Source organism: Candidatus Eisenbacteria bacterium (assembly GCA_016867495.1).
Classification (GTDB): domain Bacteria; phylum Eisenbacteria; class RBG-16-71-46; order CAIMUX01; family VGJL01; genus VGJL01.
Genome location: VGJL01000008.1, coordinates 1 through 24806, shown reverse-complemented (window position 1 = coordinate 24806; position 24806 = coordinate 1). Strand labels below are relative to the sequence as shown.

The 24806-nt window shown below is 67.2% G+C and carries 18 protein-coding genes; 10 read left to right on the top strand and 8 right to left on the bottom strand.

Features of this window, described 5'->3' with window-relative positions:
* Nucleotides 1–10 precede the first annotated feature (10 nt).
* From FJY88_02525 to FJY88_02510, 4 genes are read left to right on the top strand one after another with little or no spacing between them, the layout of a single operon-like run.
* The gene (locus FJY88_02525) at nt 11–943 is read left to right on the top strand and encodes a hypothetical protein (GenBank protein ID MBM3286214.1); all 933 of its coding nucleotides are present in this window, start codon (nt 11–13) and stop codon (nt 941–943) included.
* Complete coding sequence (locus FJY88_02520) at nt 940–3339, top strand: GTPase domain-containing protein (GenBank protein ID MBM3286213.1); 2400 nt, start codon at nt 940–942, stop codon at nt 3337–3339. The genes FJY88_02525 and FJY88_02520 overlap by 4 nt, the downstream gene beginning before the upstream one ends.
* A gap of 14 nt (nt 3340–3353) precedes the next feature.
* Nucleotides 3354–3872 (top strand): hypothetical protein, encoded by a 519-nt coding sequence (locus FJY88_02515; protein ID MBM3286212.1) that lies wholly within the window; start codon nt 3354–3356, stop codon nt 3870–3872.
* Nucleotides 3851–4825: a hypothetical protein gene (locus tag FJY88_02510; protein MBM3286211.1), complete on the top strand. Its 975-nt coding sequence runs from the start codon at nt 3851–3853 to the stop codon at nt 4823–4825. Before FJY88_02515 ends, FJY88_02510 begins: the two co-directional genes overlap by 22 nt.
* Here the strand turns inward: FJY88_02510 and FJY88_02505 are convergent.
* The gene (locus FJY88_02505) at nt 4815–5753 is read right to left on the bottom strand and encodes an FHA domain-containing protein (GenBank protein ID MBM3286210.1); all 939 of its coding nucleotides are present in this window, start codon (nt 5751–5753) and stop codon (nt 4815–4817) included. The genes FJY88_02510 and FJY88_02505 overlap by 11 nt on opposite strands.
* Before the next feature lie 100 nt (nt 5754–5853).
* Between FJY88_02505 and FJY88_02500 the strand changes: the two genes are divergently transcribed.
* Genes FJY88_02500 through FJY88_02485 form a run of 4 tightly spaced genes read left to right on the top strand, consistent with a single transcriptional unit; the run spans nt 5854 to nt 13072 of the window.
* Entirely contained in the window at nt 5854–6759 is a 906-nt protein-coding gene (locus FJY88_02500) for a serine/threonine-protein phosphatase (GenBank protein ID MBM3286209.1), read from the top strand.
* A complete protein-coding gene (locus FJY88_02495) occupies nt 6756–8495 on the top strand; it encodes a hypothetical protein (protein ID MBM3286208.1) in 1740 nt (579 codons plus the stop codon). The genes FJY88_02500 and FJY88_02495 overlap by 4 nt, the downstream gene beginning before the upstream one ends.
* Before the next feature lie 20 nt (nt 8496–8515).
* The gene (locus FJY88_02490; GenBank protein ID MBM3286207.1) at nt 8516–9571 is read left to right on the top strand and encodes a hypothetical protein; all 1056 of its coding nucleotides are present in this window, start codon (nt 8516–8518) and stop codon (nt 9569–9571) included.
* A complete protein-coding gene (locus tag FJY88_02485) occupies nt 9572–13072 on the top strand; it encodes a hypothetical protein (GenBank protein ID MBM3286206.1) in 3501 nt (1166 codons plus the stop codon).
* A 116-nt stretch (nt 13073–13188) separates the two neighbouring features.
* On the opposite strand, the gene FJY88_02480 is transcribed toward FJY88_02485, so the two are convergent.
* From FJY88_02480 to FJY88_02465, 4 genes are all read right to left on the bottom strand, one after another.
* Complete coding sequence (locus FJY88_02480) at nt 13189–15921, bottom strand: DUF5117 domain-containing protein (protein MBM3286205.1); 2733 nt, start codon at nt 15919–15921, stop codon at nt 13189–13191.
* 45 nt (nt 15922–15966) lie between these two features.
* A complete protein-coding gene (locus FJY88_02475) occupies nt 15967–17106 on the bottom strand; it encodes an acyl-CoA dehydrogenase (protein MBM3286204.1) in 1140 nt (379 codons plus the stop codon).
* Nucleotides 17107–17220: 114 nt separating this feature from the next.
* Nucleotides 17221–18159, bottom strand: coding sequence for a TIGR01777 family protein (locus FJY88_02470; GenBank protein ID MBM3286203.1), 939 nt, complete (start codon nt 18157–18159; stop codon nt 17221–17223).
* Between the two features lie 19 nt (nt 18160–18178).
* Complete coding sequence (locus FJY88_02465) at nt 18179–18316, bottom strand: deoxyribodipyrimidine photo-lyase (GenBank protein MBM3286202.1); 138 nt, start codon at nt 18314–18316, stop codon at nt 18179–18181.
* A gap of 59 nt (nt 18317–18375) precedes the next feature.
* Here FJY88_02465 and FJY88_02460 point away from each other — a divergent pair, with 59 nt between their 5' ends.
* Nucleotides 18376–20223 carry a tetratricopeptide repeat protein gene (locus FJY88_02460; protein ID MBM3286201.1) on the top strand — a complete coding sequence of 616 codons (1848 nt, stop codon included), beginning with the start codon at nt 18376–18378 and terminating at the stop codon, nt 20221–20223.
* A gap of 90 nt (nt 20224–20313) precedes the next feature.
* On the opposite strand, the gene FJY88_02455 is transcribed toward FJY88_02460, so the two are convergent.
* Both FJY88_02455 and nrfH read right to left on the bottom strand, forming a co-directional pair.
* Nucleotides 20314–21705 (bottom strand): ammonia-forming cytochrome c nitrite reductase subunit c552, encoded by a 1392-nt coding sequence (locus FJY88_02455; protein MBM3286200.1) that lies wholly within the window; start codon nt 21703–21705, stop codon nt 20314–20316.
* A gap of 59 nt (nt 21706–21764) precedes the next feature.
* Nucleotides 21765–22217, bottom strand: a complete 453-nt coding sequence (nrfH, locus tag FJY88_02450) for a cytochrome c nitrite reductase small subunit (GenBank protein MBM3286199.1) — start codon at nt 22215–22217, stop codon at nt 21765–21767.
* Between the two features lie 291 nt (nt 22218–22508).
* Here nrfH and FJY88_02445 point away from each other — a divergent pair, with 291 nt between their 5' ends.
* Entirely contained in the window at nt 22509–23345 is an 837-nt protein-coding gene (locus tag FJY88_02445) for a hypothetical protein (protein MBM3286198.1), read from the top strand.
* A gap of 12 nt (nt 23346–23357) precedes the next feature.
* Here FJY88_02445 and FJY88_02440 read toward each other — a convergent pair whose 3' ends face one another.
* Entirely contained in the window at nt 23358–24272 is a 915-nt protein-coding gene (locus FJY88_02440; GenBank protein MBM3286197.1) for a radical SAM protein, read from the bottom strand.
* Nucleotides 24273–24806 lie beyond the last annotated feature (534 nt).

Here is a 24806-nt window from a genome sequence, read left to right as displayed (position 1 = left end):
AGATCGGACGATGCCCTCGCTGATCGACGCCCTCTACGCCAGCGTCGACGAGTACGAGTCGGGCGGAGGACGTTTCCGGGCAGATCTCTTCGAGGAACGCTACCGCGGGGTCCTGTCGCTCTTCTCGGGCCTCGACACCGACGACCGACTCGCCGACGCGGACAGGATCCTCTTCCAGGCCGTCTCCGGGAGCGAGATGACCCGCTCGGGGCTCCGCTATCTTGCCTCGCACCTGCTCTCGATCGACTTCGAGTACCAGGCGAACCGAGGCCGCGCCCACCGTCTGGCCTACAACTTCTGCGCGGGGAGGCGGCGCGAGAGGAAGACCGACGGAGAGTTCATCCGCGCCCACCTGGTCCCGGTCCTCTTCGAGCCGAAGAGCCTCGGCGAGGCGCACGTCCTGCGATGGCTTCTCCTCGAGCACATGGCGGCGATCTGCAACCAGGACCCGAGCGACGCGTGGCCCGACTTCCTGCCCGAGAAGCAGGTCGATCGATCCGCGCCGAGCGAGTGCCTGTTCCAGATGATGCGGCGCAGACTCCTGTACCCGGGCACGCCGCTCCACCTCCGCCCCCGCACGCTGGAGCAGAACCTCCGCAACTCGGGCTTCTTCCGTCGCATGGCGATGGCCAATCCGATCCACGACTACTTCCTCCTGCGTCTCGGCTACGTGGAGAGGGAAGGATGGCGGGAGTCGGTCGAGCACGGCATAGAGATCGCGAGGAAGGATCTCCGGCGGGAGCAGGCCGAGGCCGCTCCCGTTCGGCGCGAGAGCGGCCGTGGGAGCGTCTACACGATCTACACGGTCATGTCGATCATCGGCCTGCTCGCGGTGCTGGTGATCTGGAATCTGATTCACGCCGACCTTGCCGGCAGGATGCGCTCGGACGCCGCGGCGCAGAGGGGCCGCCTCTCCGAGATCCTGCGGGAGGGATCGAGATGAGCCTCCTCTCCCTGCTCACCCGGAAACCCAGGGTGCCGGGAGCGGCCAAGGGGGCCCTCAAGCTGGCGAAGAAGGCGGCTCCTTCGGGCGGCGCGCCGGAGGCATCCCCCGAACCCTCTCTCCCGGGCCTCGGAATCGTCGGGCATCAGGGCGCCGGCAAGACCGTCTATCTCGCGATGCTCCACGAGGTCTGCAAGGAAGGTTCGGATCCCGTCTTCCGCGCCTATGACGACGCGACGGCGGCGGAGATCTTGACGGTGATCGAATCGCTCCGCGGCACGACGCGCAGGTTCCTCGTGGCTCCGGCGAGAGCGGAGACCCCGCAGACTCCTCGCTTCCCTCCGCCCACGACTTCGGTGCGACCCTTCACATTCGAGGCGGGGGGATGGGGCCAGAGGCTGCGTCTGGCGATCCTCGACTATCCGGGCGCGAACGTCTCGATCTACGAGGAGGCGGGACGCAAGCGGCAGGTCAACGAGTGGCTCGAGGCGGCGGAGGGGATGCTCCTGCTCATCGACCCCGCGACGCTCGCGTCGGAAGCCGACGCCCAATCGCAGATCTCGTCGTATCGAAGCCTCCTCGCCCGTGCGACGGGAAACGCGGGGAGGAGGAGGATTCCGGTCTCGCTCGTCATCACCAAGGCGGACAGGATCGAAGGGTTTCGCGATGACACACAGACGGTCCTGATCCCTCGGTCCCTCGATCGCGCGCGCGATCTGTCGGTCGCGAATCTGATCGAGGAAGTGGTGAGCCAGCCGGAGTTTCAGGGCAATCCGAAGTGGCGAGACAGCGTGCGGGCGATTCTGAACCGGCTCCGCGAGCTGATACCCGTTCTGCGCGACATGGACCGGGGATTCCAGATCTTCTTCGTCAGCGCGACCGGCGGAGCGATCGTGGAGGAGGGGGGCGGAGAGCGTCCCCCGGACGTCTTGAAGCCGGTCGGGGTGCGCGAGCCGCTCCGCTGGGCGGTCTTGCGGCTTGGCGACCGCCTGAGGATCGAGGGCAGGCGCCGCGGCGCGCGGCGGGCCCTCATCTCGTGCGCGATCGGAGCCGCGCTCGTGAGCCTCTGGAGCGGGGCGATCCTCTGGCGGGCGGGGCAGACCGCTCCTCGCCGGGGCGCGACGATCCAGGAAACCGTGCGGGCCTACCGCAGCTTCGACCGGTTCCCGCTCCTCTGGCTTCGCTTCCTCTCTCCCCAGGTCGGACGGGCGTCCCTGGAACGGTACGTCTACGCGCAGGCGGTCGCCTACAACGAGACATTCCCGAGCGTCAATGCCGCGTTCGATACGACCGCCGTCACGAGCGCTCTCGCCGACCTGGAGAGGATGCAGCGCAAAAGCCCCCGCGCGCGTGACGATCTGAGGCGCCTCGCCGATCAGCTCGCGCTCAGATGGGACGAGAGCCGCATCGAGGAGATCAACTCCATGGTCGCGCGCGGCGGCGCGGCGAAGGAGATCGACAGGCGCGTGCGCTGGATCCTCGATCCGATCCGTCGCAGGGAGGGGCAAGCGATCCGCGATCAAATCGGGAGCCCGCTCTACTTCCCAATCCAGTCCGCGCTTCAGGACCTCTCGCTCAGCACCTATCTCATTCCCGGCCCGCTCGAGACCATCAAGAAGGCGTGCGACGCCTACTTCTCCGACCAGACCTCGATGCAGGACTTCAACAGGGCTCGCGTCAGGCAACTGAAGAAGATCGTCGAGGAGGCCCTGGCCGCCCTCGCTCTACCGGACCCTCCCACGTCGGAGGCCGCGATCCAGACGCTCCGGCAGCAGGCGAAGACGATCTTCCCCACGCTGGCTTCGTTCCTCTCCCTCCCCCGCCTGGGCGGGGGTGCCGGCGGCGCGGCGGGCGCCGGCGGGGGAGGGTTCGCCGGCGATGAGCCCTTCGCCGAATGGATCGAGAAGAGCGCCGCCCGCGATCCCCAGTTCAACCTCGTCACGCTTCCCAAGAACCTGCGCGAGCGGCTCCAGAAGAACCTGGGCTCCGCGGAGAACCTCCAGAAAGCCCGCGACTACCTCAAGGAGCTCGATCAGTGGACCCAGGCCCCCGGCGTCACGCTCCGCCTGGACATCACGAGGCAGCCACGCCAGGGGTTCCACTTTCACCTGGGAGACGCCACGGGCCTCCCCCGCGCGAGCGAGTACGAGCAGGGTCGCCCGGGGGAGTTTCAGTGGAAGCTCGGCCAGCCGTTCGTCCTCTATCTCAGTTCCAACGCCGACTGCGCCGCGGAGATCAGGACCATCAGCGAGTGGCGCAAGGAGGGCCGGCTCTCGCTCTTCGATGCCGCGAAGGCCGGCGCGGCCGGAGACGCGATCTTCGAGACCCCCGATGGGCCTTTCCGCGTCGAGTTCAAGATCCTGGGAATCGAGGAGAAGATGCCGGTCCTGCAGTGAGGAGGTTCTGGATCATGACGCTCGGATCGCCGATCGTGCGGACAACCGCGTGGCTCCTCGCTTGGACGCTCCTGCTTCTCTGGGTCACCCCATGCGCTGCCGCCGACCGCGTCATCGCGCGGGAAGGGCGGCCGGTCACGGTCCGCTTCCCGGAGCGGGTCCGGATTGCGACGATGCCCGAGGGCGGCGCGATCCGGGGGGAGATCGCCGAGCCCCTGCTGGTCGCGGGCAAGGAGGTCCTCAAGTCGGGCGCGAGGGTGACGCTCGAGATCGGGAAGTTCGAGGCCTCGGGCAGGCTCGGAAAGGCCGGCAAGGCGGAGATCAAGGAGGTAAAGGCTCTGGCCGTCGACGGCTCGGAGATCCCGCTCAGGCCCGTCTTCACGAGAAGGGGGAAGGGGCACCGGGTCCTCTCCGTCATCCTGATCCCGGTCGCCCTGATCGGACTCTTCATCAAGGGATCGCCGCCGACGTTCAAGGCGGGCGAAACGCTCAAGATGGAGGTCGCCGGTGACTGCGAGGTCCTCGTAGACTGAACCCCGTGTCGGCCACCGGCGAGCAGAGAAGCGGCTACCTGCGGGCGGCGGCCCGGAGTCTCTCGACCTCGATCTTCCTCCTGAGGATCATCCTACCTCTCTCCTTCGCAGTGGGAGTTCTCGATTGGCTCGGCGTTCTCCGGCAGATCGGCGCCGTCTTCGAGCCCTTGATGCAGATCTGGCGGATCCCGGGCGAGGCCGCCGTCGTGCTCGTCTCCGGATGGCTCGTCGGCATCTACGGAGCGGTGGCGGCCATGGCGGTCCTTCCGCTCACCGCCGATCAGATCACGATCCTCGCGGTCCTGAGCCTGACGGCGCACAATCTCGTCGTGGAGTCGGCGGTCCAGGATCGAACCGGCACGCCGTGGTGGCAGATGATCCTGGCGCGTCTCTTGACCGCGGCCCTCCTCGCATGGATCGCCGCGCTCGCGCTCGCGCGCGGTGATCCGTCCTCCCCGGCCGCGCCGACGGCGGCCGCCGTCATGTCGGCCCACGCTTCGCTCGAGTCCTTCCTGCTCGGCTGGGCTCGCAGCGCGGGCGAGCTGATCCTCAAGATCGTCCTGATCCTGCTCGGGCTCATGCTGCTCACGGAGTGGATGCGCCGGAGGGATGTCTACCGCAGGCTTGCGCGAGTCCTGCGTCCCCTGCTCCGATTCCTTGGCCTCGCGGATTCGGTCGCCTTCCTATGGATCACGGCCGCCGTGCTGGGTCTGGCCTACGGCTCCGGGCTCCTCATGGAGGAGGCGAAGGAGCCGGGACGGTATCGCCCGGATGAGCTGAGAGATCTCAACGTCTCGATCGGGGTCTGCCATTCGCTGATCGAGGACTCGGCCCTTCTCGTCGCGTGCGGGGCATCGCTCTTCTGGATCACGGTGCCGCGCCTTCTGGCGGCGGCTCTGGCCGTCCGGGTCGTCCGGATCCTGGGCAGGATCCACTTGACGCTCAGACCCTGATCCGCCCCTCCAGCTTGCGCCCCTGGCTCCTGACGGCGAGGCGCCGGCGCACCAGCCGCACGCGCGACCAGATCAGGCCGAGCAGGCCCGCGCCCGCGAGCCCTCCCCCCAGATCGGGCTCCCGCAGAGAGAAGAACAGGCCCCCGGCCAGGAGGAGAAGCAGGGCCGCCAGAGGCAGCAGCACCCTCGCCATCCATCCTCCGAAAACGATCGCCGCCGCGGGGACGCGGCGCGGGGGGCGGAAGTCCCACTCCCCGTCGCGGACCAACCGGAAGATGTGGCGTCCCCACGGCCCGATCATGATTTCATCGCCCGGACGGACCGCGAGGATCTGCCCTCTCATCACACGCTTCCTGTTGAGCCAGGATCCGATCTCCTCGGCATGCCTAGAGATGTCGCGGAATTCGACGACGTCCCCCGGCGTCCAGGTGAGGCGGGCGTGCTGCCTCGAGAGGCCTTCGTCCCTCGCGTCGCTCACCGGAATCTGGATGTCGGCCTCGCTCGGACCCTTCGACGATCTTCCGATGATGGTCGATGCCCGGAGCTCGGAGGAGAGGCCGAAGAGAGGGCCGCTCACGCCCAAGAGCCAGAGAGGCGACGCCAGCTCACTCCCGCCGGCTTGGTAGATGCGCACGACGATCGAGTGGCGATCGAATGTGATCAGATCCTCATGCGAGAGGATCGCGCCCTCCGGACCTTCGGGAAGTCTCGCCTGGTTGAGGCGGACATGCTCGTGGGCCGAGACGCCGCGGATCCTGTAAGATCCCTGGCGGTATTCGACGAGGAGGGCGGGCATCTCCAGGTCGGACGCGGCAAGCGGCAGGTCGCTGCCGGGATCGGGACCTATCCGAATCGTCTCTTGCTCGAAGGTCCGATCCGCGAGAAGCTCGCTGGGACCGCGATAGAGTTGCAGGTTGAGTCGTAGCATCCAGCCTCCGTGAAGCCGCAGGCCCCGGCCAGGACGGCTGCGGAGCCGCTTGAGACTAGTGCAAGGTCCCGGCGCAGGCAAGGGCGCGAGGATCGGATCGATGCGTGTCGAGTGGGCGTTCGGAACAGATCCGGGGAGGGTCCGGACCAACAACGAGGACTCCGTCCTCGCCCTGCCGGAGAAGGGGCTTGCTATCCTCTGCGACGGAATGGGAGGCCACCGGGCGGGCGAGACGGCCAGCCAGATCGCCGTCGAGACCTTCATCGCGGCCTTCGAGGAGGGTCGCGCCTCCGCCGCGCAGCCCGGGACCGACTCCGATCCCCTTCAGGCCATGATCACGGCCGCGCGAGAGGCGAACCGCGCCGTCAACGCGAAGGCGCGCGCCGAGACGGACTTCTATGGGATGGGCTGCACGCTGGTCGCGCTGCATCTCGGCGAGGGCGAGGCGCGATTCGTCACGGTCGGCGACAGCCGCCTCTATCTCTTCAGAGACGGCGAACTCCATCAGGTCAGCGAGGATCACACGCGCCTCAGGATGCTCGAGCAGATGGGGATCGACCTCGACCCTGCCGAAGCGCGGCAGGTCCATGGAATTCTCATCCGAGCGATCGGCACGCAGTCGGAGATCGATGTCGATTACGGAAGCGGACCCGCAGTGCGGGGGGACATCTGGCTCCTCTGCAGCGACGGTCTGACCGACGAGCTCAAGGCGGAAGAGATCCGCGTGATCCTGTCGGACGGGATCGACGCGGAGCAGATCGTGGCGGCCTGCATCCGGCGCGCCCTCGATGCGGGAGGGCGCGACAACGTCTCGGTCGTGGCAGGCCGGGTCATCGAAGGTCCTCTCCCTCGCGGCGGCGAGGCGGCGCCGAGGGTGGCGACAGATAGCGCCTCGGACACGGCCGGGGCGGCAGCCGCGGGACATGCTTCATCCAGCCTTCTGCGACGTCTCTCCCGCCGTCTGCTCGGGCGCGATCCCGGGGTGGAAGAGGAGGGATCCCGATGAGCGCTCTGCCGGCCTTCGACGGTCCATACATCCTGGAGGAGGAGCGCGCCCGGGGGGCGGTCGCCAATCTCTACCGGGCAACCTCCCCGGTTCACGGCGCCGTCCTCGTCCGGATCATGAACCCGCGTCTGGCGGCCGCTCCGTCGCTGGTCGATCAGTTCCGCCGCAATGTGGAGCTCCTGTCCGGGCTCAGCCATGCCTGCCTCGATCGGATCATCGACAAGGGCGCAAGTCGCGGACTCCCCTACTTCGTCGGGGCCGACCACTCGCGGACGCTCCGAGAGCGGCTCGCTTCGGGAGCCTTGCCTCTTGCAGATTCCCTGCGCATCGCTCGGGAGATCTCATCCGCGATGGCGTACGGGCACACGATGGGCTTCGCTCACCTGGATCTTCGGCCCGAGACGGTGATGATCGACAGGGAGAATCGCGCGGTCGTGTGCGGGTTCGGCCTCCAAACCGATCCTGACCGCTCCGCTCTCACCATGATCGGCGGCTTTCTCACTCCGCCGACCTACATGTCTCCCGAGCACTGGTCCGGATTCGCGAAGCCGCTCACCGATGCCTATTCGGTCGGTCTCATCCTCTTCGAGATGCTGACCGGGCGGCCGCCCTTCGTCGACGCGGACCCGATGCGCCTCTGCAACATGCACACATTCGAGCGACCGCCTTCTCTCACCGACATCCTGCCTGGGGCCTCGCCGGCGCTGGCGGGTCTTGTCGCCCGGCTTCTCGAGAAGAAGCCGGCGGATCGCACGGCGGGGATGGCGGAGACCGCGGAAACGATCGAGAGAATCGAGGCGGAGATCCGAGGGGCAGAGCCGATCGCCGCTTTGAAGCGGCCGGCCCCCGCTTCGGGGAAGACCCAACTTTCCGAGAGTCCGGCCGACCGGATCCCGCGAGCCCCCACAGTCTCCTCCGGCTCGGAGACCCAGCCTCTCCGCGCGGTTCCGAAGAGTCCACGCATGGAGCAGGAGCGCCCCCTCGCTCCCCAGGCGTTCCCGCCCACGCCTCCGCCGGTCTCCTTCCAGACTCCCGCGCGGAGCGACCCCACATGGCTTCGGCCCGCCGAGGGCGCCGAGACGAAGTACTTCGCGCCCGAAGAACTGCGGAGAATCGGCGGCGGCAGGCGCGAGAAGGGCGTCCCGTTCTGGCTCTGGGTTCTCCTGGCCGTCGTGGTCACGGTGGTCGTCGTCCTCTTGCTGCTCGAGCCGTGGTCGCGGCCCGCGCCGCCCGAATCGAGCCTCCCGAGGGCCCCGGCCCAGGCGGAGCAGTCCGTCGCGGCGAATCTCCCACCGCTCCAAGATCCGCAGGGGCCACCGGCCGCGAGCCTTCGCGAGGCGGACCGATCGACTCCAACCCGCGCGGAGTCTCAGCAAGACCGCCGTCCGACATCGCCTGAGCGGCGGCAGTCACCGCAACCGGCTGCGCCCGCGGCAGAGCCGCAATCTTATGACTGGACCGCGCCGGGCGTGACGCTCGTGGTCTCGGCGACGGATACCGACTCGAGCCTCGTGGCTGCGTCGATTCTGGTCGACGGCCGCCCGGTCGGAGAGCAGACGACCAAGGAGATCGTGGTCGGCCCGGGCCAGAGGAGAGTCAGCGTCGTACGATCGGGGATGCGCCCGGTGCTGGCTTATCTTGACAGCCGCAGGATCCCCGTCGAGGACGGCGACGTGGTCGTCGCGCTCGAGCCAGGCAAGACCGCGCGCCTCAGATTCGTTCTGCGGAGATCCTGACCGCAAGAGGAGGAAGAACCATGATACGCCCCTCGCACATCGCCGTCCGAAGGCGCCGGCAGATCGCTGCCGGCGCAGGGCTCGCCCTGGTCTTGACCCTCGGCGGAGCCCTCTCCCCCGTATCGGCCGCCGCAGACCCTCTGGAGAAGGGTCTGCGGCACTATCTCGACCTCGACCTTCCGGAAGCCCTCCTCGCCTTCCAGGCGTACGCCGCCGATCCCGCTCTGTCCGCCGAGGACCGCGCCCGGGCCCACCTCTACGCGGCCATGGTCCACGTGGCCAAGGGAGCCGAGCCGTACGAGGAAGCGAGACGCGAGATCCGGGAGATGTACAAGCTTTGTCCCGACATCGCGATCGACGCCGATTCGGTTCCCACCTCGTTCCTACGAGTGTGCTACGAGATCAGCAAGGAGATGGACCTCTTGGCCGTTGAAGCGGCGGAGAAGCGCGAGGCCGTGCTGGCCGTTTTCGACTTCGACGTGAACGCGATGGATCAGCCGGAGAGGATCGCTCCCCTGGGCCCGGGGTTGGCGCAGATGCTCATCACCGATCTGAAGACGGTCCGGGACCTGCGCGTCGTGGAGCGCCAGAAGCTGCAGTTCGTCCTCGACGAGCTGGAGCATCAGGCGGGGAGCAAGGTCGATCCTGAGACCGCCGCCCGAGCGGGAAAGCTGCTCGGAGCCGGGAGCCTCATGTTCGCCTCGCTGACCACGATGAAGAAGGAGATGATCCTCGACATCAGGATCGTTCGCACCGAGACCGGCGAGGTGATGAAGGCGGGCCGGGTCACGGGAAAGCTGGACAAGTTCTACGAAGTCGAGCGGCAGGCTGCGAAGATGGCCATCAACGAGCTTCTCGCCAAGACCGCGATGAGCACGGAGACCCGCCACGAGTTCGGAAGCCCCCAGACGAAGTCCCTGGAGGCTGCTCTCGCATATAGCGAGGGAGTCAGGCTCATGGACGAGGGAAGGCTCACGGACGCTTTCCGCAAGTTCGAGCTCGCCGTGGCGACGAGTCCCGACTTCGTGGCGGCCAAGCGCCGCATGGACGGCCTGAAGCCCTTCCTGGAGGGGTGAGTGGCAGGAAGAGCAGCGCCGCGGTCCGGGCTTCCCGGGGCGCCCTGCAATGGAGGGCGCGCTGCGCGCGCGTCCCTCGCGGCGACTTCCAGGATCTCCTTCGCGACGAGATTCGGCGGCTCCGTCGCGGCGCGCCTCAAGTTGTCCCTCCTCGGGATCCTCGCGCTCTCCATTCCATGGGCCGCCTGCGACAAGGACGCATCCCGTCCCCCGAGCTCGACCGGCCAGCTATCCGTCCTCCTCATTTGGCCCGATGAGGCCAAGGACAGCCTGCCCGTTTCCCCCGGGCCGGGGGCGACATCGGTGCCGCAGATCGATCGGATCGATCTGCTGGTGCACCGCGTTCGAGACGGCGTCGAGAACAGGCTCGCCATGACGGGGACCGATGTCGCCGAGGGGCAGACGGCCTTCCGCATCGAAGTGGAGATCCCCCAAGGGGAGAGCACGAGCGTCCGCGTCGCCGCCCGAGGGGCGATCGTCGGCGAGCCCGACCCCCCCGAACCGGGTTACCTCTACTTCGGCGGGAGCGCCCCCTTCACGCTCGGGCCGGATCCTGCGACTGTCCGCGTCTCGATGCTCCCGTTCTATCCGCAGCAGGTGCAAGCGACGGGGACCCTCGCGCGCGGCCACTCCATCCAGTGGACATGCCCTTGCGGCGGGCCGGACCACCGCTACCGGGTTGCCGGGTGGCCGTCCGAGGGCGCCCCGAGAGACACGATCGTATCGGAGACCTCGGTTGTGTTCCGGCCATGGAGCTCAGGGACAATGCCTGGGTTCATGATCTACCGTGTCCAGTCGCTGAACGGCTATTTCGAATCGGCCCTCAGCGACTCGGTTCTCGTGCGCGGGCGACCGACAGTCGATCCTCCCTCGTCCGTCAGCGCTGGACGGCATCCTCTGGGAGGGATCCATGTCGCATGGACAGACCAGTCGAACAACGAAGACGGCTTCCTGATCGGCCGCCAGGGTCCTCAGGGGGGGGAGTACGTCTCGGTGGCTTCCACCGCCCGCGACGTGACCTCTTTCCTCGACGAGGGGCCCTTCGTCCCGGGGGGGCGCTACACCTATCGCGTTCAGGCGTTCCTCGGACAGGAAGTCTCCCCGCCGGCCTACTCCTCCGCGGTCGGCCTGGCTCCCGATCCGCCGACCCTTCCTGCTGCGCAGGCGCTCGGGACGGACAGGATTCGCTGCTCCTGGGCCGCGCCGGCGGCCGGGTACGCCGACTCGGTCTGGATCGAGCGGCAGGCTCCGGAGGGAGCGCCGCTCATCGTCGGCCGGGTCCCAGAGACGATCCGCCAGTACGTGGACCAGGGCCTCGAACCCCGCACGATCTACACCTACCGCTACTACTCCCGGATCCACTCGCTCCCCTCGCTTCCGACAGCGCCGGTCGAGGCGCGGACATGGCCGCCAGCCCCGGCGGGTCTCGAGGCGCAGACTCTCTCCGAGTCGTCGATTCGCCTCTCCTGGAACTACCCGAGCCCTGATCCCGACTCGTTCCGCGTGATGAGGCGTCGCGCGGAGGAGCCCATCTGGGTCAGAATCGCGACCCTGGCCGGATCGGCGCGCGGACACGATGACGCGGGACTCGATAGCAGGACGACCTACCACTACGAGCTATCGGCTCTCGATCATGGAGATCCGTCTCCTCCGAGCGAGCCCTATTCCGCGCGGACGCTGCCTCCGCCGCCAAGCGACCTTACAGCTCGCGTCTCCGGGCCCGCTTCCCTTGAGGTCGGGTGGAGCTACCCTGCGTCGAACCCGGACGGATTCGAGATCGAGATGCGTCGATACGGAGAGACGACCTGGGAAGAGGTGGCGTCAGTCCCGGGCTCCCTCAGGGCGGCCGCGGTCTCCGATCTCCTCCAGAGAACGACCTATCAGATCCGGATGCGCGCCTTCGAGGGGCAGCGACACTCGGACTACTCCGAGACGGCTGAGGGGGCGACTCCACCGCCTGCGCCCGCGTCCTTCGCCGGACTCTGGGACCCGATCGAGATCGGAGTCGAACTCGCGTGGATCTTCGACGGAGATCACCCCGAGAGTTTCGAGCTAGAGAGCCGTCTTGCCGAGACGACAGACTGGGCCTCCTACGCCGGCAATCCGATTTCGGGGAGCTCGAGGACCGCTCAGGCCCCCTCGGTCGAGGTCAATCGCGTCTATGAGTACCGGATCCGGGCCATCGATCGATTCGCCTCCGGGGCCGACACGGTCGCCTCCGGCTGGGCGACGGACACGGTCATGACGGATCTCTCGCCCCCGTCCGCCCCGTCAGGGCTGGAGGCGGGCGCGGGCGGCCTCGCGATCGAGCTCCAGTGGCGCGCATCGGAGGGGATCGTGGCCGGCTACGAGATCGAGCGAAGGCGTCAGCAAGATCCCTCGTACACCTACCTCGCCACGGTCTCCTCTGGCATCACCGAGCACACCGATGAGCCCCTCGCGCCGGCACGCCGCTACACGTACCGGGCGCGCGCCTACAATGCTGCCGGATACTCGGGATACTCGAACGAGACGGCGGGCTACACGAGCGGGTGGCGGCGGATCCAGGTCTCCGGAGTCGCGCCCGGCTACAGGCGAGGGCATGCCGGCGCCTGGGATTCCGACAACTCCAAGATCCTCATCTACGGAGGCGGCGCGAGTCCCGCGGAGCAGCAAGAGTTGTGGGAGTTCGATCCATCCGACTCTTCATGGGTTCACTTGGACTACGCGGGGCTCCATCAGCCCGGGGCGCGCTACCGGGCGGCGATGGCCTACTCCTCTAGAGACGGCGTCTTCTACCTGGACGGCGGGAGCCCCTGGAGCACCACGTACGGTAGTTGGTTCTTCAACCGCAATACCCTCTCCTGGGACTGGTCCTGCGCCGGGGACGGACCTCCAACCACCCGCAGTCACGAGGGGCCGGCGACCGCATGGGTGGATCTGCTGAGGAGCTTCTTCAGCTTCGGCGGAGGCCGCAACCTGCTCCGCGGCGTCGACTCCAAGACCGACGTCTACAAGATCGACTTCCGAAGCTACAGACCCGGCGACGACTATTGCGGCGAGCTGCCCGGCATCGTCGAGCCGCCCGAGAGGGCGGGCTGCGCCCTCTTCGCGACCGGGGGCAGCGAGCTGCTCCTCTTCGGCGGGCAGAACGAGTTCGGATACTTGAACGACCTCTGGAGCCTGGACGCGGCGAGTGTCGACCGTCCCTGGTCCGCGCGCTCCGCCGCGGGCATGCCCCCATCGCCCCGCGCCTACGCGGATGCCGCGATCAACTCCGCTTTGGGGAGGATCTACATCCTGGGGGGCTATCTGGGCCCTGAGACGCCCACGACCGACTTCTACCGGCTGGACACGGCGGGGATGACCTTGACCTGGTCTCGGATCCACCCGGCGCTCGAGCCCGGTGTCGAGTGCCCAAACGCGAGCGGGTCGATCCTGGTGGTCGATCCGCCCAGCGGCTTCCTCTACCACCTGGGCCCCGGCGCGACGGCGATCGAAGTCTGGCTCTACGTTCCTTGATGGAGGGCCAGGCGGGCATCACCTGACCGAAGCCCCACAGGCCCGCTGTGATTGGAGATCCTCGGACGGCCGTCGCGGCTCGAGAGCCCATGGCGGCCGCCCGGCCTCGGAGTTCGCTACATCCTCGGTCCCGCGGCGGGATCCGGAATCGACCGGCTCACCGGAGCGTCCAGGGCCGCCTTCGCGCGATCCCTCGTCTCGTCCAGATGAGCGCGGGTCATCGGATCGAGATCCGCGCGCCCGAGGGCGGTCGCGCATCGACTCATGATCGCCTTGAGATCCGCCCTCGCGAGAGTCGTCGCGTCCTCGGGCGTCCCCTCCTCCGGATCGACGGCGATCTCAATCAGCCGGTTCAAGTGCGCCCGTTGCAGGTTCCTGCGGATCGTCCCGACCGGCCTGCCGCCCGCGACCTCGCTCCAGATCGCTCCGCGCAGCGTCTCGAACATCTCGATCATGCGGAACTTCTCTTCGTCCGCGGCATAGCGGGCCTCGAGGTCCTGAAGACGGCTCAGGGTGATCGGATGATAGAGACGGTCGAGCGCCCGCGTCTGGACGCCGAGGATCCGCCCGTAGAAGGGAGGATCGATCCGCTGCGAGGAGTAGAGGTTTCCGCCGAAGGTCGGCATCCTGTCCGGAGCGATCTTGTTGAGAAGCTCCGGCGCGACCTTGAACGCCTTCTCCGAGAGGACGCGTTCCGTCAGGAGCTTCAGCGCATGCCTCTGCTTCGCCGCGGGGACCGGCTCGAAGGGCAGGCGCCCGCCCGGGTCCCCGACATGATCCCTGTAGTGGTGGATCCCCCCGATGTGCTTCGGAATGATGTTGGCGGCGTACCAGTACTCGGCGATCCCCTGAGAGAAGACGGTGCGATAGCGCCGGTACTCCTGCCCCGGCTTCGATAGGTATTCGTCCATCCGCGACCAGAGCTCGTCGGCGAGGTCCATGCGGCTCGCCGACCAGGCGAGCGGATCGTCCCCGAGGTCCCACATCGAACTCGCGGGGTCGATCCCGGTCGGGCCCAGGCCGCGCGCATCCTCATCGGTGCCGTAGGTGAGCAGAGGATCGGCGGCGCGCGAGGCGATCCTCTCGAGCTCGGGGACCTCGTCCTCCGGAGACTGCGCGTCGATCGGCTTGTAGGCGTACTCGATCGCCCAGTGATCGTAGACGCCCGGCTCCAGCTGCCAGTACTCCCCCTGCGTCTCGCCGATCCGAGCGAGATTGACCGGCGTGTAGTCCATGATCGATCCGGTGATCCCGACCGCCTTCGTCCTGGCCACATCCTGGAGCTGATCGAGGGTGTTGATCACGCTCGACCTGAAGTTGTGCCTGAGGCCGAGCGTGTGGCCGACTTCGTGGCAGACGAGACCGGCCATGTAGTCGTCCACGTACTTCTTCCCCTCCGGGCTCTCGGGGTCGAACAGGCCGCGGACGGCGGCGATCCCCATCCCGAAGGCGGCCTGGCGGGCCATCCCCTCGGCGAACTCCGGATCGCATCGATCATGCGGGCCGTATCCGGGGACGCCGCCTCTCGACGCGCCGGGATCGAGCCAGTCTCCCTCCGCGCCGTCGTCAGATGACGCTCGGCCGGGACGGGTCAGCGGACTGATCTGATCGGTCCACTCCCTGTAGACCGTCCTGACGAGATCCGCGGCGATCCGTATGTCGGCGTCGAAGATCTCGCCGGTCACGGGATCGGACCGGGAGGGTCCCACGGCATAGTCGGCCCCCGGCTGGAGCATCCATCGGATCACGCTGTAGCGGACATCCGCGGGATCCCACGTGGCCGTATCGGGCATCTGCTTCACGACGATCGCGTCGCGGAATCCGGCTGTCTCGAAGGCCTTGTTCCATGCGAGCACGCCCCGCTCGACCTCGTCCCGGTATTCGACCGGAACCGTGTTCTCGATCCAGTAGACGATCGGCTCCTTCGGAGGCGAGATGGGGGCCGTCGGATCCTGCTTCTCGAGCCGCCAGCGGTTGACGTACCGCACATACGGGCTTTCGCTGCGCGGGTTCGAGTAGTCCTGGTGCATCGTGAGGAAGTGCCCCACCCGATCGTCGGCGAGCCTGGGCCGGTAGCCGTTCGATGGGCGATCCACAAGGCTCCAGTGGTATCGATGCTGGAAGCTCCGCGCGTCGGGAAGGATCGGGACGGCGACCTTCGGGTTGTCGGTGCGGAATGTCAAGACGACTTGGATCTCGGTGTTCAGAGGGAAGTTCTTGATCACGTCGACGTAGCTGCCGTCACGGTCGAGCGAGTAGCCGGCCTGCGCCTCCCGCATCACGTATCCGACCCATCCATGGTCCTGAAGGAGGATGGAGGAAGGATCGATGAGAATCGACTTGCGCTCCGGATGCGGCTTGCTCGCGATCTCCGTGACCCCCAGGAGGCTTCGCGAGACCCCTCGTTCGACCGCCCGAGCGAACGCGGAGTCCCCGGTGGAGAAGAAGCTCATGTTCGGGAGGATCCAGTGGATCTTCTTCCCCTCGCGGTGGAAGGTGAGAATCGACTCGCCCATCAGCGCGCTGTTGTCGAAGAAGATCCCCTCGGCCGCTTCCCTCGTCAGGGCCCAGATGTAGGGACGGTCGAGGCGATCCGGAGCCAGCTCGATCCAGAGCTTTCCCAAGTCCCGGTTGCGATAGATGGGGAAGAGCCCTTCGACCCGCTCGCAGCCGGCGACGATCTCGTCGAACGGCTTCAGCCCGTCATCGGGCTCCGAAGCGCCCTTCTTCTCCTTCCCCTTCCCCTTGATGAACGAGTCGTCCCCGGCCGCGGGCGCCGATTGGGCGATCGCGCATGCCGCCGCGAGCAGAGCGACGAGGAGCCATCTCGAACACTTCCGTGGTCTCACGCGCCTTCCTCCCCGATGGCCATCCGCATCGATGCGCGACGGCCTCTACTTCAGCATCTGGCTCGCGACGACGAGCCTCTGGATCTCCGATGTCCCCTCGTAGATCTCCGTCACTCTCGCGTCCCGGTACAATCGCTCCACCGGGAAGTCCTTCGTGTACCCATAGCCGCCGTGGATCTGAACGGCGCGGTGCGTGGCGCGGTGCGCCATCTCGCTCGCGTAGAGCTTGGCCTGCGCCGCCTCGAGGGTGATGTTGTCTCCTTCGTCCTTCTTCGCGGCCGCGCGGTAGGTCAGGCAGCGCGCCGCGGCCACCTCCGTCGCCGTGTCGGCGATCATCCACTGGATCGCCTCGAGGTTCGAGATCGGCTTGCCGAAGGCGACGCGCTCCTTGGCGTACTTGACCGACTCGTCGAGCGCCGCCTGCCCGATTCCGACGGCCTGGGCGGCGATCCCGATCCGTCCCGCGTCGAGCGTAGCCATGGCGACCCGGAAGCCCTTGTTGACTTCCCCCAGGACACTCTCGCGCGGGAGCCGGACGTCGTCGAAGTCGAGTCGGCAGGCTCCCGAGCCCCGGATCCCCATCGTGTCCTCCTTCTTGCCGACGACGAAGCCGGGCGTGTCCCGCTCGATGAGGAAGGCCGTGATCCCCCGCACGCCCGCTGGCGGATCTGTCAGACCGAAGATGATGAACGTCTTGGCGACCGTCGCGTTGGTGATGAAGATCTTCGAGCCGTTCAGGACGAAGTGATCCCCGTCCGCGACAGCCACGGTCCGCTGGTTCGCGGCGTCCGAGCCCGCTTCGGGCTCCGTCAGCGCGAAGGATCCGATCGCCTCTCCCCTTGCCATCGGGGCCAGATACTTGCGCTTCTGCTCGTCCGTGCCGAAGCGAAGCACGGGGTAACAGACGAGACTGTTGTGCGCGCTCACGATCACGCCGGTCGCGGCGCAGGCGCGAGAGAGCTCTTCGATGACGAGAGCGTAAGAGACCTGGTCGAGACCGGAACCGCCGTGCTCGGGCGGCACGAAAATCCCCATGAAGCCGAGCTGCGCCAGCTTCTCGACCGTCTCGTACGGGTAGCGGGCCTCCGCGTCGAGAACCGCCGCCAGCGGCCGGACCTCACGGTCCGCGAAGTCGCGGGCCATGGTTCGCATCATCTTCTGCTCTTCGCTGAAGTTGAAATCCATGCTGATCCTCCGACTGGTTGCCTGCTCTTCCGTGTGCCCGACGGCGAGCGGCGGCCCACAACCACGGCGGTCCCAACTCGTAGGCGAAAGCGCACCTGCCCTTTGGAAGCCTGCTCACGAATCTCGCATTCTACCAGAGATGGCCCGGAGGGCGCCTGCCAGTTCTGGGTGGCGGAACTCGTATCCACTCTCGAGCGCGCGGCGGGGCACGGCGCGCGCGCTGGCCAGAAGGAGCGGCCCGGCCATCTCTCCCATAGCGAGCCGCAACGCCCATCCGGGCGCGACCAGGATCGCCGGGCGGCCGAGCGCCTGCGCGAGCGCCTTCGTGAACTGGCGGTTCGTCACGGGGTTCGGCGCGACGGCGTTGACCGCCACCACGCGCCCGGCTCGGGACTCGCCCGGCGCCGGGACGCCCGCGCGCGAGAGAAAGTGTCGGACGATGCCGACGAGATCATCCAGCGTTATCCAGCTCACGTATTGCCGCCCGCTCCCCTGGACCGCTCCCATGCCCACGCGGAAAATGGGTCGCAGACGCGCCAGAACTCCCCCTTCGGCTCCAAGGACCATCCCGATCCGGAGAGCGACGACATCGATCCCTTCGCGGCTCGCCGGCTCCGCGGCCGCCTCCCAGCTCCTGCAGACATCCGCCAGGAAGCCGTCGCCGGGACCGCTCTCCTCGTCAAGGACGACTTCGCCGCGATCGCCGTAGTAGCCGACCGCGGATGCGGAGATGAGAATGCGCGGCCGCCTCTCGAGCTTGACGAGGCTCGAGGCGAGCAGCCGCGTCCCATCGACGCGGCTTCTGAGGATGCGATCCTTCCTTTCCCTGGTCCAGCGACCCGCGCCGATGCTCTCTCCCGCGAGGTGGACGACCGCATCCAACCCCTCGAGCCGGTCGCGATCGATCTTCCCCGCCCGTGGATCCCACGTCGCAGACCCCTCTGACGGTTCTCTGGAGCGCGTCAGGACGACGATCGAATGTCCCTCACCCGCCAGGGCCCTGCGCAGGGAGGAGCCGACGAAGCCGGTCGCTCCGGTTATCAGGATCTTCATGATTCCCCTCCTCTTCTCCTCAGGAAAGGATGTAGACTGGCAGGATCGGCGCGCCGCGATCGCACGCCGCCCGAACGGCCGGATTGTCCGCAAGCCTGAGGTCGTTCCGGAACCAGAGGATCGTGGGGCGCGGGCGCGCCCGAGGCGTCGTCGAGATCGGAGTCCTCCTCCCTGCCAACTGACCAGCGTACAGACGCTCCCGCGAGTTCGAAAGCCATGAACCGTGAGCGTCGGTCCCGGACACCGATGCTCTTGAAGCTCCCTCCCCCGTCGGTCATGATCCCGCCAGCCACAGCCACCCCGGCCGGGCAATCAGACATGTCGAGCGCGCGGACAGGAAGAGGAAGAGGACCCAAGGGACCCGCCCGCCCGGGACCCGCGCTCTCCCGCTGGGCGCTGGCCGTGTTCCTCCTCTCGGTCGCGGTCTATGCCAACACCATCGGGAACGACCTCGTCTCCGACGATCGGGAGATGCTGATCCAGAACGCGAACACCCACGACCCGCTTCGGATCAAAGCGATCTTCGCCGAACGGTACTGGGGCACGGTCATCCAGAACGACACGCTCTACCGGCCGCTGACGATCTGGACCTTCGCGCTCAACTACGGGACGAACCGGCTCATCGGGCGGAGCGGTCCGGATCCAGTCGGGTACCGGGCTCTCAATGTCGTCCTCCACGCGATCGTCGGCTGCCTTCTCCTGATCTTTCTGACGCGGCTCGGCATGCCCCCCGCCGCGTCGGCAGCATCCGCGCTCCTCTTCGCCTGCCACCCGATCCACACGGAGGCCGTCGCCTCGGTCGTCGGGAGGGGAGAGATCCTCGCTGCCCTCTTCGGCATCCTCTTTCTCATCTCGCACCGTGACCGGCGGAGTCCGTTCCTCTCGGGCTCATGCCTCCTCCTGGCCCTCTTCAGCAAGGAGTCGGCCGTCGCCTTCCTGCCGGTTGCCGCCTTGATGGACGCCGTGTCGCGCGCGCGGAAGCGATCCGGGCCATGGCTCTCGTACGTCGCGGGGGCAGCGGCAGTCGCGCTGTGGGGCTTGATGAGATCGGGCGCCGTGCGCGGGGCGCAGATGGTGATACTCCCGATCGACAACCCCCTGGTCGAGGCGGGACTCGGGGAGCGGCTCCTCACGGCCGCCGTCGTGCAGCTCAACTACCTCCGACTGCTGCTGCTGCCGATCCGGCTCTCCTCGGACTATTCCTATAACCAGATCCCGGTTGTCGGTTCGGTCGCCTCGGCGAGCGTGCTCCTCTACTTCCTCATCCTTCTCTGCGCCGCCGCGTTAGCGTGGGCGCTGCGAAGACGCCATCCTGTCGTGCCGCTCTTCGTGGGCGGGTACGCCATCCTCTTCCTTCCCGCCAGCAACGTCCTCTACCCCATCGGGACGATCATGGGCGAGCGACTCGCCTACTCGCCGTCGCTCTTCTTCTGCGCGGCCTTGGGGTACGGACACTGGCTCCTGAGAGGACGCCTTCAGCGAATCACCCCGGGACTTCTGGCCCTCTTGCTCATCGCCTATGCCCCCCTGACCGTTCTCCGCAACACGACATGGAGCACCATGGAGCGTTTCGCCCGCGCTCAACTCGCGAGCGCTCCGAACAGCGCCAAGGCCAACTACAACGCCGGCCTCGTCGAGCAGGAAGCCGGAAGGATCGGTTCCGCGGCCGATCGCTACCGGAGGGCGATCGAAATCCTCCCGGGGTATCCGGTAGCTCTCAACAACCTGGGGATCATCGCGAGGGAGAATGGCGATCTCGAAGCCGCGATCGGCTATTACGGCAGGGCGATCGCCGCTCGCCCGACGCATGTCTCGGCGCACTTCAACCTGGGGCAGGCTTATCAGATCCAGGGTCGCGTCGATCTGGCGGCCGGTTCCTACGAGACCGCGATCCGCCTCAGGCCGGACTATGTGCAGGCGCTCTCCAACCTCGCGGCGATTCGCCTTGCGCAGGGGCGCGCGGACGACGCGAAGATCTTGTGGGAGAGGGCTCTCGCGATCGACCCCCGCTACGAGACGGCCCGCACGAACCTGGAGAATCTCAGAAGGGGGCTCCTGAAGTAGGCGCGCTCCCGCCCGACTCGCCCCTCGGACCGGCACGGGAGAGTGCCACACACTCGCGCGGCGGCCCGAGTCAGTCGATCTCGCTTCTTCCTAGGGCGTCTTCAGAGCGAGGTCACGAACGGCGAGCTGACCCTTGCGGGCGATGTCGATCGCCTCCCCCAGGATCCGCGCGGCCTCCTGCGGCGCGTGAAAGCCCGTCGAGTTCTCCGCCTCGACGAAGTCTATGCGGAACTGCGCCTCTCGCTGCATCTGTCTGGCCGCCGACAGCTCCTCGTCGGACCGGCCCGACTCCTTCGCCTTCCCGAGATCCTCGATCAGGGCAACGAGGGCGTCCATGGCATGGTTGCGCAGCCCGTAGGTGCGATCCTGGATCTCTTCGACCCTCGACTTCAGCTCCTCCTCGGGCCACTTGTGGCACGGCTGGCAGGCCGCGCTGACATTCAGGAGCGGGCTGCGCACGTGGTGATCGCTGATCTTCATCGCCCCGATCCGCCTGTAGGGCATGTGGCAGTCGGCGCAGGCGACGCCAGAACGGGCGTGGATCCCCTGGCTCCAGAGCTCGAACTCCGGGTGCTGCGCCTTCAGCGCGGGGGCTCCCGAGGCGGCGTGGACCCAGTCCTTGTGACCCACCTCGTCGTAGTAGTCGAGGATCTCCTCAACCTTGAGCCCCTTGTGCCACGGATAGACGAGACGCTTCTCGGCTCCCTTGAAGTAGTACTCGACATGGCACTGAGCGCAGACGAAGGAGCGCATCTCCTGCCGCGTGGCCGACTTGTTGACGTCGTAGTCGGCAACCCCCTGCGATGCCTTGAGCGCCTGCATCCCCTCCATGAAACCGGGGCGCGTGATCCTGAGCTGCATCGTCTCCGGATCGTGGCAGTCGATGCAGGCGATGGGATGCTCGACGTGCGTCCGGGCCTCGCTGTACGGCATCTGGTTCATCTTCTCGAAGCCGGCCGTCAGATCTCCGCCGCCCAGCTTCTTGTATGGGACGTAGACCGAGGCATGGCAGTTCATGCAGCTCCCCGGCTGCTTGACGGCGAGCTGCCGCTCCGTGAAGCTCTGATCCTCCAGCATGAAGGCGTGGCCGCGCTCCTCCCGGAAATCCCTCGCGAAGGCGTAGCCCGCCCAGATCGCCTTCAGGCGGGGATCCTCCTCGAGCTTCGACTGCGCGACGACCGATCTGGGGTCGGCATCTGTCGGCGTCCTTGGAACTCCCTCGCTGCCGCCGTAGCGCGTGCGGACCTGATCCACCGTCCGGCTGTAGAGATCGTACTGCTGGGGGAAGTTCTTGCCCCATACGATGGGATCCTCGATCTCGTCCGTGATCTCCACGACCCGGAAGAAGGGGTTCTTGGCCTCCTGCTTGTGCTCGAAGATGTTGACCAGGAGTCCCGTCACCCCCGCCGCCAGAATCGCGGCCAGAATCGCCGCGCCCAGCACGAGCCTTCCGGATCGCGCGGAGCCTCCTCCCTTCGCCATGCTCATCGGCCTCCCTCTCCTCTCCTACCTCTCGCCCGGCTCCTGCCCGGCACCCGTCATCAACGCAGATGCCCGACAGAGCGATGGCACCTGATGCACGAGAGCTTCTCGTCTCCGTGCCGGCCCGTGTCGATCGCCTCGACGATCTCCTCATGGCAATGCCTGCACGCCTGCTCGGTGATCTCGCGCGCGTGCGGCGTGATCTCGATCGGCTCCGGGAACCTGCCGGATGTGAAGGCCAGCGAGTGCCGGAAGCCGTTCTCGGCCTTGGTCGCGTACTTCGGAACCGGAGCGTGGGGCGTGTGGCAATCGTTGCAGCCGGCGACGTTGCGGTGGCTCGACTTCATCCAGCCGTCGAACTGCTCGCGCATGACGTGGCAGTTCGTGCACGCCTCGGGATCGTTCGTCAAGTAGGAGCCGCCCTTCGCGTAGAGGAAGGTATATCCCCCGATCCCGGCCGTCGCTCCGACCAGAATCCCCAGAACGATGCCGAACGCTGATCCAGCTCTCATGCGACCCCTAGAATAGTGCCCGTCAAGGATGGGCGAAACCACCAAGGCGACTCTAAGCGGGCGGCCTCAATCTCCATATGACTTTTGTCACAAGGAGCATCTTGCGGCGGGCGGGGACTCCCATGGGCCGCCCCCCATGTGGATTCCCACCCGCGGACTCCCCCGGACCGACTCCACCGCGCGAACTCCCCTGCACGAACTCTCCCACCCGTTGCCGTGAACTGGCTCCCGGCGTACAATTTCCAACGCTGTGCGGCGGAGGGATGTCCCTTCCGCGCATGGCCGACGAGCTTGGAAGGCGGGGGTTCATGTCGTGACGCCGATAAGAGGCGCTGCCGGGGGCTCTGGACGGGGCTCGCTCCCGAAGGGTACATCCTCGCCCTACCGCGGACCGAGGGGGGACTGCTCCCCAGCCACGGCGAGTTCGGGCGCGACTTGGCATTCCTCGTCCAGAAGATCCAGGCGGCGTCGGGAATCGAGATCCCCGCCCTGCTCTTCCCGGGATCGCACGGTTGCGTGACTCCCCCGGCCCAGCACCAGATCCCCATGTACGAGGCGCTCGCCTCCGCCTGCAAGACGCATGTGACGATCACGGGGGCGAGCCACTGCCAGTTCGCCGACTACAACATCACCTGCTCCCTGGGGGAAGGCGGATGTCCGTCGCCGGCGATCACGCGCGCCCAGCAGCACGCGATGACACTGGAGTTCCTGCTCCCCTGGCTGGACTTCACTCTCAAAGGCGAGCCCGAGGGATGGACCGAGTTCCAGCAGCTCCTCGACGCGGCTTCGGGGATCGCGTTCGCTCAGGCCTGCGAGGCGCTTTCGGCCGATGAGGCCGTCCACGGCAGTCCCCGCAGGCTCGCGCTCGCCTGCAGTCCCAACCCCCTTCGCGGCGCGGCGGTCCTTTCGTTCACTCTTCTCGCGCCGGCCACGGTGGAGGTGTCGATCCGCGATCCGCTGGGGAGAACGGTCAGGGGACTGACGCGGGAGCAGCTCGGGATCGGCAGGCACAGCATCCCCTGGGATGGCAGGGACGACGCGGGGCGCGAGCTGCCCGCGGGAGTGTACTGGGGCTGCCTGAACGACCAAACGCGGAAGGCGGCAACAGGGCTCGTTCTCGTTCGCTGACTCGCCGCCGTCTCAGGGTTCGAACCTGTGGAGGCCGGCCTCCCGCGCGTGGCGGAAGGCCGCCTCGACCTCCCCGCGCTCCGCCGCCCGATCGATCTCCGCGTAGTCGCCTCTCCCCACGACCCCCGCCGGGTGGTACTGGTCCATGATGTTGACGTAGGTGTCCGGAGAGATCTCCCCGGCCAGGAAGCGCAGAATCTCGCGCGTCTCCTCCACGAGCCCCGGCATGACGAGATGCCGCACGAGAAGGCCGTGCCGCGCGATTCCCCTCTCGTCGATCGTCAGATCGCCGACCTGCCTGTGCATCTCGCGGAGGGCCGCGCGCGCGGCCTCCGGATAGCGGCCGCACTTCAGGAACCGGGCGGCGTTCGCCTCCGTCCAGAGCTTGAAGTCGGGCATGTAGATGTCCACGATCCCGTCCAGGAACCGCAGGCTATCGAGGGAATCGAAGCCGCTCGTGTTGTAGACAACCGGCAGGCGCAGGCCGTCATCGATCGCGATCTGCAGCCCTTCGAGCGCTTGCGGAACGACATGCTCGGGCGTGACCAGGTTGATGTTGTGGCAGCCGGCGAGCTGGAGGTCGAGCATCATGCCCGCGAGATCCAAGGCGGAGGCCTCGAACCCGGCATCCCGCTGGCTGATGTCGTAGTTCTGGCAGAAGACGCACTGGAGGTTGCATCGGGCGAAGAAGATCGTTCCGCTCCCGCCCGTTCCCCGGAGGCATCGCTCTTCCCCATGATGCGGGAAGAAGCTGTTCACTCGGGCGCGGCGGCCCGTGCGGCAGATCCCCTCCGCGTCACGCGCGCGGTCGGTCCCGCACTCCCACGGGCAGGCCCGGCAGGAACGGAGGCCTTCCAGAGAAGCCCGGACGCGTCGCTCGATCTCTCCGGAACGATGGAGATCCACGTATTTGGGAGCCGCCGCCATCAGAGGAGCCAGGCGTAGCCGACCTTCCCGAAGAAGGTCCGCCCATCGAGATGAAGCCTGCGGCTCCCCGCCCCCACCCTCTCCTCCGAGTAGCCCAGATAGAAGACCGTCTGAGGGTTGACCTTGTACGAGAGGAGGAGTTGCGTGAAGAGCTCGGTCGACCGCGCGTCCACCGGATAGGAGTACTGCCGCGGATGCGTCGTGACGTCCGTGAAGTGCCAGATCGCCCTTGCCATCATCCGGATGTTCATCTGATATGCCAGGCGGGACTGGAGGAGGTTCGCCTCATAGAGCTTCTCCCCGCGCACATCGAGGCGCTCGTAGGTGTGATCGGCGAAGAACTGCAGATGCCGGCCGATGTCGACCGCGAAGCCCGGCCCTCCATATAGAAGCTTCCCCGAGCTTCTGCGCGACGGCGTCGCGTTCTCGTAGTCGATCCCATCGCCGGCGGTCATCGCCCCCCAGAAGTTGAAGGCTCGGGCCGGACGGGCGCCAAGCCGGACGATCCCCTTCTTCAGGTCGTAGCTCGCCCCG

Bases quoted from the DNA above. Each gene is read 5' to 3' on its own strand.
- FJY88_02525 (MBM3286214.1), top strand. From the start codon at position 11: ATGCCCTCGCTGATCGACGCCCTCTACGCCAGCGTCGACGAGTACGAG.
- FJY88_02520 (MBM3286213.1), top strand. From the start codon at position 940: ATGAGCCTCCTCTCCCTGCTCACCCGGAAACCCAGGGTGCCGGGAGCG.
- FJY88_02515 (MBM3286212.1), top strand. From the start codon at position 3,354: ATGACGCTCGGATCGCCGATCGTGCGGACAACCGCGTGGCTCCTCGCT.
- FJY88_02505 (MBM3286210.1), bottom strand. From the start codon at position 5,753: ATGCTACGACTCAACCTGCAACTCTATCGCGGTCCCAGCGAGCTTCTC.
- FJY88_02500 (MBM3286209.1), top strand. From the start codon at position 5,854: ATGCGTGTCGAGTGGGCGTTCGGAACAGATCCGGGGAGGGTCCGGACC.
- FJY88_02495 (MBM3286208.1), top strand. From the start codon at position 6,756: ATGAGCGCTCTGCCGGCCTTCGACGGTCCATACATCCTGGAGGAGGAG.
- FJY88_02490 (MBM3286207.1), top strand. From the start codon at position 8,516: ATGATACGCCCCTCGCACATCGCCGTCCGAAGGCGCCGGCAGATCGCT.
- FJY88_02475 (MBM3286204.1), bottom strand. From the start codon at position 17,106: ATGGATTTCAACTTCAGCGAAGAGCAGAAGATGATGCGAACCATGGCC.
- FJY88_02470 (MBM3286203.1), bottom strand. From the start codon at position 18,159: ATGAAGATCCTGATAACCGGAGCGACCGGCTTCGTCGGCTCCTCCCTG.
- FJY88_02460 (MBM3286201.1), top strand. From the start codon at position 18,376: ATGAACCGTGAGCGTCGGTCCCGGACACCGATGCTCTTGAAGCTCCCT.
- FJY88_02455 (MBM3286200.1), bottom strand. From the start codon at position 21,705: ATGGCGAAGGGAGGAGGCTCCGCGCGATCCGGAAGGCTCGTGCTGGGC.
- nrfH (MBM3286199.1), bottom strand. From the start codon at position 22,217: ATGAGAGCTGGATCAGCGTTCGGCATCGTTCTGGGGATTCTGGTCGGA.
- FJY88_02440 (MBM3286197.1), bottom strand. From the start codon at position 24,272: ATGGCGGCGGCTCCCAAATACGTGGATCTCCATCGTTCCGGAGAGATC.